10 protein-coding genes and 1 pseudogene are annotated in these 9147 nt (G+C 44.4%); all 11 read left to right on the top strand.

The window, feature by feature from the left end:
* The first annotated feature begins 558 nt into the window (after positions 1-558).
* A complete protein-coding gene (locus tag MAQ5080_RS02020) occupies positions 559-759 on the top strand; it encodes a Flp family type IVb pilin (RefSeq protein WP_067204902.1) in 201 nt (66 codons plus the stop codon).
* Between the two features lie 20 nt (positions 760-779).
* Positions 780-1217 carry an A24 family peptidase gene (locus MAQ5080_RS02015; protein ID WP_067204822.1) on the top strand — a complete coding sequence of 146 codons (438 nt, stop codon included), beginning with the start codon at positions 780-782 and terminating at the stop codon, positions 1215-1217.
* Positions 1218-1238: 21 nt separating this feature from the next.
* On the top strand, positions 1239-2072 hold the full coding sequence (gene cpaB, locus MAQ5080_RS02010; protein WP_082860974.1) for a Flp pilus assembly protein CpaB: 834 nt from the start codon (positions 1239-1241) through the stop codon (positions 2070-2072).
* Positions 2073-2096: 24 nt separating this feature from the next.
* Positions 2097-2363 (top strand): annotated as a pseudogene (locus tag MAQ5080_RS17710) (pilus assembly protein N-terminal domain-containing protein); the annotation flags it as partial.
* An 18-nt stretch (positions 2364-2381) separates the two neighbouring features.
* Positions 2382-3437 (top strand): type II and III secretion system protein family protein, encoded by a 1056-nt coding sequence (locus tag MAQ5080_RS02005; protein WP_231870751.1) that lies wholly within the window; start codon positions 2382-2384, stop codon positions 3435-3437.
* On the top strand, positions 3434-3964 hold the full coding sequence (locus tag MAQ5080_RS02000) for a hypothetical protein (protein WP_067204812.1): 531 nt from the start codon (positions 3434-3436) through the stop codon (positions 3962-3964). The genes MAQ5080_RS02005 and MAQ5080_RS02000 overlap by 4 nt, the downstream gene beginning before the upstream one ends.
* A gap of 12 nt (positions 3965-3976) precedes the next feature.
* Entirely contained in the window at positions 3977-5209 is a 1233-nt protein-coding gene (locus tag MAQ5080_RS01995; RefSeq protein ID WP_067204808.1) for a CpaE/TadZ family protein, read from the top strand.
* Between the two features lie 17 nt (positions 5210-5226).
* Complete coding sequence (locus tag MAQ5080_RS01990) at positions 5227-6519, top strand: TadA family conjugal transfer-associated ATPase (protein ID WP_067204805.1); 1293 nt, start codon at positions 5227-5229, stop codon at positions 6517-6519.
* A complete protein-coding gene (locus MAQ5080_RS01985) occupies positions 6516-7445 on the top strand; it encodes a type II secretion system F family protein (protein ID WP_156496502.1) in 930 nt (309 codons plus the stop codon). Before MAQ5080_RS01990 ends, MAQ5080_RS01985 begins: the two co-directional genes overlap by 4 nt.
* The gene (locus tag MAQ5080_RS01980) at positions 7435-8319 is read left to right on the top strand and encodes a type II secretion system F family protein (RefSeq protein WP_067204803.1); all 885 of its coding nucleotides are present in this window, start codon (positions 7435-7437) and stop codon (positions 8317-8319) included. Before MAQ5080_RS01985 ends, MAQ5080_RS01980 begins: the two co-directional genes overlap by 11 nt.
* Positions 8319-9131 carry a tetratricopeptide repeat protein gene (locus tag MAQ5080_RS01975; protein ID WP_067204800.1) on the top strand — a complete coding sequence of 271 codons (813 nt, stop codon included), beginning with the start codon at positions 8319-8321 and terminating at the stop codon, positions 9129-9131. Before MAQ5080_RS01980 ends, MAQ5080_RS01975 begins: the two co-directional genes overlap by 1 nt.
* Positions 9132-9147: the final 16 nt, after the last annotated feature.

The following is a 9147-nucleotide window of genomic DNA, read 5'->3' as shown; positions in this document are numbered from 1 at the left end:
GAAGGTCTCTCCTTTCTACAAGAAAACCATCGGTTACGGACTGCCGGACTTCGCAGAGGAACTCAACTACGGAGTCGATCTATCAACCATCTGAGGGTGGTATCAGATTGATGGGGTGAAGGTGCCCATCAACCATTAAATCCGTATACCCCAAAAATATTACCCTTAATCTTCCTCTTAGCTACTACTGATGCCTTTTATACACTAGCGCTTCTGTTGCTGAAGAATCATCCCACTCGCTGGTTTCTTACCTCCCAATGGCCTGAATAACACTTTTTTACACGGATATGTATTGTGTAAACTTGTGTCATGAATTTTCCGTAATAATTTCATTATGGCTAATTTAGTTCATTGACGCTTGGTAAAGTGCTGCTATTCTTAAATTGCATCTGTTAGAAATTAGGATTGATTTCCGAGCTGTAGACAATGATGGATTGTCCGATTGCTTAGCCAAAAGCTAATAGAACGGCATTGCCTTGACAGAGACAAACTTATTGAAATCTGAACTCTTTTGAGTGATTTCTTAATGTTTTTTGTTTTCTTTGGGGAGATATGATTATGTTTACTAAGCTTTATGTCCAAGCATGTACTTTTTTTACAGACCGTAAAGGCGTGACCGCAATTGAGTATGCTGTATTAGCGGTGGCCGTTGCTTTAACCGTTTACTTCGTGTTCGGTGGTGAAGACAGTGCATTAACGACTACGCTACAAGGCGCATTATCTAAAGTTACATCAACTGTAAACGGCCTAGGATCATAAAATAATTAAGGTAATAATTAATGGTGGTTTTGCTATTACTTTGCATAATGGCTTGTCTACTCTTTATCTTATTTATGGATGTAAAGGTAAGGCAGATAAAAAATAGATATTTGATTTGCCTTACTTTTATGGTCCTTTTAACTTGGGTTAATCAACCCAACTGGTACGTATTGCCATACACTTTAATGATACTAACGGCTGGTTTTTTTCTTCATGCTTTTAATATTTTAGGAGCAGGGGATACTAAGCTTTTATGTGTCATTAGTTTAGGTGTGAATCCTGAGTTTTTAGTTCTACTAATATATATTACGATAATATTAGGTGGTCTCTTTGCGTTGTGTTATTTGATATATGGTTACTTTACAGATTTTGAATTGGCAAGGCAAAGAGGTGTTCCTTATGCTGTTCCTATTTCCATAAGTGGGGGCGCATTAATCTTTCTTTCACATATCAGTTAATCCAAATTTAAGGGGACGGATATGAAATCAAGATTACTAATGTATTTGTCTCTTATTATTCTTGCGATTGGCCTAGTGGGCATATACATAACGCAAGTTAACCAGCCATTCACAACGGAGTCGTCTACGGCTGATTCGCTCACGCAAACAGAAGCTCAAGCTCCCCCTGAGAAAACCATCAAAATTTGGCGCACCAAAGAGGCTGTCATTAAGGGGCAGCAGGTGGCTCGCAGCGATTTTAAAGTCGATGAAATCCCTGAGTCAGAGGCTTTTGAATTGGGCATTGAGGATGATGTAGAGCTGCAATTTCCTGATGTGTTGGTCATGAAAATGGCGCTAGAAAAAGACTCTCCTGCACTGCCTGAATACTTTATCACCCCAGAGGAAGATGGCTACTTCCGCTATGTTCTTGAAGATGGCTATTTACCAGTGCCCATCTCGGTCCGAGCCAATGCGGTTGTCGGTGATGTGATTCAAGCCGGATCGATCGTCGATATTCTAGCACTCACTTCAACGACACAAAATTTAACCAGTGCTCAGATTCGAGATCTTGCAAATGTCTCATTAACGACCATTCTTAGTGGAGTGAAAGTCCTCCAGGTATTTAAGAAGTCGAATGTTGAAGAGAACATTGAAGATGCGGATGGTCGATTAGGTAGCGGTTCGGATAATAAAGTTCCGATGATATTGCAGCTAACGAAAGACCAAGCAGCTAAAGTCAGTATGGCTCAAGGTATTGCTCAGCTAGAGATTATGTTGTCTTCCGATGAAGACCGCGGCAAATATATAGATATCGACTTGGGCGACATTATTACTGATTTCAAACCTGTCCGTGAATTACGGGTGAAACGATAACATCAGACGCGATAAGGGATAACTATGAGAATGATCAAACAGTGGCTTTTGGGTGCTATGCTCATGACGGTATCGCTGTCGTTATGGTCTCACGCCACCCTTAATATGGCGGAGGGAGAAGCGCGAGCGCTTTCCTCTAATCAGAAAATCGGATCTGTTTTTATATCAGCTCCAGATATAGCAGATTATCAAGTGGTCGATAATCATAAGGTAGTGGTATTCGGAAGAAGTACAGGTAAGGCCACTGTTATATTGTTCTCGGAGGAGGGCGCGACCTTACAGACTAGAGATATAGTGGTGAGTAAAAGTGTGTCTGATGTAAAAAGTCACATCAAAGCCATGTATCCTGATGCAAATGTCATCGTCAATAATTTAGATGATAAGGTGGTTCTCAGCGGTACGGTTAGCACGGAAAAAGAGAAAGATGGTATTAATCAGTTGGTCGGTGAATTATTAGGCCGCTCCGTTGAAAACTACGATCTTGAATGGAAAACAGATAATGGCCAGTCGCTGAGAATGGACTTCATGCGCCGTCGCAGTTACTCAGGTGTCGTCAATAACATTGAAGTGGTCACGACCAAGCAAGTGAATGTCAAACTGTCCGTAGTGGAGGTTTCTCATAGTTTAATACAAAACTTCGGTTTGGATTTTTATTCATCAGGTCAGTCTTCAGGTGTATTTGTTAACCCGTTACGTTCGATTTCCAGTGACAATATCATTGCCGCAATAACGGCCATTAATGATGATGAAGTGGGACAAGTACTTGCTGAGCCTAATCTGTCGGTTATCTCAGGAGAAACGGCGAGTTTCATTGTCGGGGGTGAATTGCCAATCGCGACAGTTGTGAATGATCGCGTGAACGTTGAATACAAAGAGTTCGGTGTGCGCCTAGAAATGATGGCTAAGGTTCTCACAGATGACAATATTCGTTTGTCCCTGATGCCAGAAGTTAGCTCGGTAGATACGCAATATGGTAACAGTACCTACAATATCCCCGCTTTCAAAACTCGTCGAGCTCATACCACAGTCGAGCTAGCCGATGGTCAGAGCTTTGTTTTAGGTGGCTTGCTGAACAACGAGGAGCGAGAGCTGTTACGTAAGATTCCTTTCATTGGGGATATTCCCATCCTAGGTTCTCTGTTCCGCTATACAGAAACGGAGCGTAACAAAACTGAGTTGCTGATCGTTGCTACCGTTAATCTAGTGAAGCCAGTCGAAACGGGCTCGGTGCGTATGCCTACTTTTCAACGTACAACGAATGCTGAGCGCTTCTTTGTGCTACCGAAAATTCAAAGCAAGCAGCAAGCGAGTTCAAATCGAGTGTTAAGCGAGCAAATCCTTTCAGAAGGGGGCTTTAAGAAATGAGTCAAATTATCAAGATCTCAGCCTTAACTGCCTTGTTAGGTTTAAGCGGATGCTCTGTCATGGAACCAGTGCCGATGGAAGAGCGGTTCTCAGTTCAGTCAGTGCCTTATACACAGACCCTTGCTGTCAAAGGAGGCAAAGCACATTTAGCCCAGTCTAAGCATGAGCTGGCTCACTTTATCCAAGCGCTTGAGCCGCAAACGCTTGAAAAAGCCGTCACTATGACCCTGTATTCAGGAGAAGGGGTGTTGTTACAAGGCTTCGCGCGTCAGCAACTGTTAGCGGCTGGCGTACCGACTTCTCGTATCTTATCGCAGGATCTGTCAATGCAGTATGACCCATCTAGGGAGGCGGATTTTGCTTTGAAAGTGGTGAAGCATAAAACGGTGACAAAGGAATGTGAGGCCCATCGATTAGACAACTTCTATCGAGCTGGCAATGGTTGTTTTGTAGAAGCGGCTCGAAATCATAGTCTTGTCGATCCACAAGCTGTGACTCCTATTAATCAAAACAAAATGACGAACTAATTGGGGGTAATTATGTTTGATTTAGTCGGCTCCCTTAAAAGCGCTCCAGATCAGGGTTCCATTGTTGACCAAGAGAAAATTGGTACAGTACTGTTTTATCAAACTACAGAATGCAATGAGCTGGTGCTCGAAGCCTTTCGTTTTGAAGGAATTGTCGCCCCAGCGGTGGTGCAAAATACGGATGATGAGATCATCGAGCACGTGCGTAGCTCAGACATTGAAATTGTGATAGTTGAACTCAATCACAGTGACAATGTCAGCGCCGATGCCGAACGAATTAACCACTTATTACCGAATCATGCTTCCGTTATTGTCATTGGTAGTGAAGACGCCATATCGACGATACGTAATTTAAAAAATATCGGTTTCTATTACCTGTTTTGGCCCATTACCAAACAAGAGTTGATCGATTTTGTACGGAGCGTGCACGATAACCGTCGCAAAAGTAGCCGCGGCCCAGGCCAAAACCGTCGAGCCAAGTGCATTAGTATTATTGGCTCCAAAGGTGGTGTTGGCGCAACCTTTGTTTGTGCCGAAATGGCTTACCAATTGAGTACCCTTGAAAAGTCATCTTGTTTAGTGGTCGATCAAAACCACAGTACGGGTGATTTGGACATTATGATGGGGATTCGAGATTACGAGCGTCGTACGGTCCAGAAAAGCGATATTTCGATCATTGATGACAAGTTCTCCCAATCCCTCGTGTATCGCCAAAATAGCTTGTTGTCGGTCCTGTCATTGACCTCGGAGAGCGTGGATGATCTGACCTTATTAGATTATACCAACTCAGTGATCGATTACCTCGCTGGGGATTTTAACTTCATACTAGAAGATCGCTCGGCATCGGTGGCCTTTTCAGTCGAGTCGGATCGATTTATCTCTGACTCTGATGTAATCGTACTGGTGATGTCGGCTTCTGTATCAGCGATACGCGATGCGGCAAGACTGCGTGACAAGGTGAAACGCCTTAATAAAAATGAATCGCTACGTTTAATATTAGTGATGAATCATATTGTTCCGCCTAAGTCCGAGACCTTGACGAAAGAAGATGCTGAGGCCTTCTTAAAACAAACTATTGATATCGAAATACCATTCTGTGATCACCTTAATGCGCATATCTTAGAGCATAAGCGTGTTGCTCGATCTTCCTTAAAAGCTGCTAAGCCACTGCGTCAGCTGACCGCTACGATTTTGGGTGAAAGGGCTAATAGCAGTAAAAAGCGTTCCCTATTTTCATTTAGCTAGTAAAGGGGATAAACATTATGCTGGGTGCAAAATCAATCTATGTTGGTCTTCGTAAACAGATATTTGATGCGCTGGACCCTGAAGCCATTGCTGATATCGATAAAGCACAGTTGCAGCGTCAGCTAGCCAATGCTGTCGATCTACTGATTCAGCGTGAAAATCTATCGGTGGCACGTACGATTCGTGAGGAGTTTGTTAACAGTCTAACCAATGAGTTGATCGGTCTAGGACCGTTACAAGACTTAATGGAAGACGAGAGCATCACGGATATCATGATCAATGGTGCGGACAATGTCTTTATTGAGCGTAATGGTTTGGTCGAACGCGCCAATATTGATTTTATTGACGAGCGCCAGTTGATCGAGATTGCCAAGCGTATTGCTTCTCGTGTTGGCCGTCGGGTGGATGATTCTGCACCAACCTGTGATGCCCGTTTACAGGATGGTAGCCGTGTTAACATCGTTATACCGCCGATTGCGATTGACGGTACCGCCATTTCAATTCGTAAGTTCAAAAAGCAGAGTATCGACTTTCGCAAACTGTGTGAGTACGGCTCTATGAGTCTCGAAATGGCACAAGTGCTGATGGTTGCATCGCGCTGCCGTCTTAATATTTTGATCTCTGGTGGTACCGGTTCCGGTAAGACCACCTTGCTGAATGCCTTATCGCAACATATCAGTGAAAATGAACGTATTGTCACCATAGAGGATGCCGCCGAGCTACGCTTATTGCAGCCGCACGTAGTGCGTTTAGAGACGCGTATGGCCGGTATTGAGAATACTGGGGCGGTCAACCAACGCGACTTGGTTATCAACTCTTTGCGTATGCGTCCCGATCGAATCATCGTCGGGGAGTGTCGTGGCCCTGAGGCATTTGAGATGCTGCAGGCCATGAACACCGGTCATGACGGCTCCATGTCAACCTTGCACGCCAACACACCTCGTGATGCCTTATCCCGTGTTGAATCCATGGTAATGATGGCGACCAGCAACCTACCTTTAGAAGCAATTCGGAGAACCGTGGTCAGCGCTATTGATCTGATTGTGCAGATAAGCCGTTTACATGACGGCTCACGTAAAATCATGAGTATTACGGAAATTGTCGGCATGGAGGGCAGTAGCGTTATCTTAGAGGAAATTTTCCGTTTTCAACCTTCTTATCATCAAAGTGCTGAGGGTAAGCTGCAAGGTGAATACGTGACAACCGGCCTAATGAAACGCTCGATTCTATTCGAGAAAGCACGTTTCTTTGGCCTTGAGGATCGTTTAAACGAAGCCTTCAAAGGTATCGAGAAAGGTACTAACTTATGATGTTGTTTTTCGTGTTTCAGGTGATTTTCGGGGCAGCCTTACTCGTCTATGTACTACGTAAGCGTCGTCGCATTGACTTGAATGAATACTTGAATGAGTATGCCCGAATTAACCGACCTAAGGCCACACGGCCCATGCAACAGGTCATCGATGTGAAGTCTTTGATAGGTTTAACCCTATCGGGACGCATTTATAATGCTTGGTTGAATCTGTTAGATCAGCTTGGACGATTTGCCCGTCTGAAACTGATTGCCTTTGTCTTACTGTTGATCTTTTTATCCCATTTCATCAACCAAAACTTTCTCCTAGCCAATAGTTATATTGTGGCGGCGATTTTCGTACTAGGTGGCTTGTTCTTTGGCTTAAAATATCTAGAAATACGCCGTGAACAGGAGTTCGATGAAACCTTTCCCGTGGCGCTTAATATGCTCACCAGTGCGGTCTCTTCCGGTGAGAGTATTACTCAAGCGATCTCCTACGTGGGAACAACCCTAGATGGTCGAGTGGCGCACGAGTTTCGCAATATGGCGAAACGTTTGCAGCTAGGGGAGCCTCCTGAGGAGGTCTTCCGTAAGGCCTGTGCTCGCATGCCTTACCATATGTTTTTCTTCTTTATCATTACACTGCGTGCCAACATGGAGCGTGGTGGTCAGTTACGCGATATTATTCATCGCTTAAACAAGCTGATGTTCAATATCCGCTCGGTCGACAAAAAGAAAAATGCCTTGACCGCCGAGGCACGCATGTCGGTCAAAATTGTGGCGGCGATTCCTTTTATATTTCTTTTTGCGACGCGCTTTGTGAGTCCTGAGAACTATGAATTTGTCATGAACGATCCCGAAGGACGATTGTTGCTTTACTATATGTTAGCCAGTGAGGCCATTGGGATTGGGATAGTATGGAGGTTAATGCGCAATGCTAGATAAATTGATATCGCAACCTTTGTTTCTATTACTGTTGGTGGCCTTTCTGGTGCAGCTGCTGATTATTCTAATTACCTCTCGAAAAGGCATAAAGCGTGGTCTTGAATGGCTGCGGGGGAAAGAGGAAGAAACGAAGCGAGAGCCACGTCAATGGTTAAAACCCATTGTGAGAACTTTTCGCTCTGCGTTTTCGGCCGGTGAATCGGAAATGAAGCGTAAGTTTATTGCTTCCGGATTCTACAACACCCGCTTCGCTATCTACTATATGCCAATGAAATACTTGCTGCTCTTCGTGGGAGTATCCGTGCTGGTTTGGTTGTCTCGCGTGAATAGCTGGTCGCTTCCTGATACGGTGTTGTTTTGTACCTTATGGGTCGCCGCAGCGCTGATTCTACCTGATATGTATTTGAAAACTCGCAGTCGTAATCTGGTGCTTCGAGTGTCCAATAAACTGCCCTATATGATCGACTTGCTCGCCGTCTGTGTACAGACCGGTATGACCATTGAGGCGTCGATGGAATATTTGAGTCAAGAAATGAAGGACTTTGATCCGGATTTAGGGTATCAGCTTAATAAAACAAAAGATCGCACCAAGGTAATTGGTTTGGATGCCGCGTTAGATGAGATGTTTGAACGCGTACCCAGCAGTGAGATGCGTAGCTTTGTGATCACACTGAAACAAAGTATCCAATATGGTTCTTCGATCTACGAGGTGTTAACCAATTTGTCATCCGAGATACGTGAAGTACAGATGCTCACCATCGAAGAAAAGATTGGTAAGTTGGCCGCAAAAATGTCGGTACCTTTGATTCTGTTTATCATGTTTCCGATCGTTATCTTAGTGGCTGCGCCAGGTATTATGAGGGTGATGAACTGATGAAGAAATTACTGACTGTCCTTGTCGCAACAACACTTCTGGCTGGCTGTGCTTCGTCAGGCGGCCAGAATTCCATGGCATCGAATAATAATGAGCGCTTTCTAGAATTGTCGGAGAACAACGCTCGCTTGATTGAGCTTTACAAAGAGCGTCTTCGTAGTGCAGAAGACGTGACAACGCGTTTGAAACTGGCACACGCCTACCTAGATGCGGGCGACAATGAGTCGAGTTTGTTTACCTTGGCTCCCTTGATCAGAGAGGGCAAGGGCGGTGGTGAAGCCTTTTATTTACAAGGGCTTGCACAATATAACGTCGGCCGACTGCGCCAAGCGGAAACCTCCTTACAAATCGCCATTAATCAAGACGCTAAAAGTGCGAAAGCCGTCAATATGTTGGGGGTGGTATACGCTGAGCTTGGCAACTTAGTTGGGGCCAGACAGCAATTTAACCAAGCCCGTGAAATGATGTATGACGACTTGGTGATCAAGAATAATTTGGCTCTAGTGGATATGCTAGAAGGTAAGTATCAAGACGCGGTGGTGCTGTTGATGCCAGTGTATCTTAACAACCCTGATCAAGCGGATCCGCAGCTGAAAGCTAATTTGGCTATTCTGTTGTCAAAACTGGGCAGCTTCGAGACCTTACGAAGAATCTACGGGGAGCGTTACAGCGATGCTCAACTGTTTGATATTTTTAATGACTTAAAAAGTAGTGTGCCGGTTTCCCGTGACTATCAGCCCATTGCAATCACGCCACAACAGCCAAAATTAGAGGTCTCACCAAGTAGCGAAACGAGTAGTTTATCTATCTAAAGTATCCGGTTAGATG

The sequence above is a fragment of the Marinomonas aquimarina genome, from assembly GCF_900089755.1.
GTDB classification, from domain to species: Bacteria; Pseudomonadota; Gammaproteobacteria; order Pseudomonadales; family Marinomonadaceae; genus Marinomonas; species Marinomonas aquimarina.
Note: the sequence above shows the minus strand (reverse complement) of the source record. Positions and strands in the feature narration are given on the sequence as shown.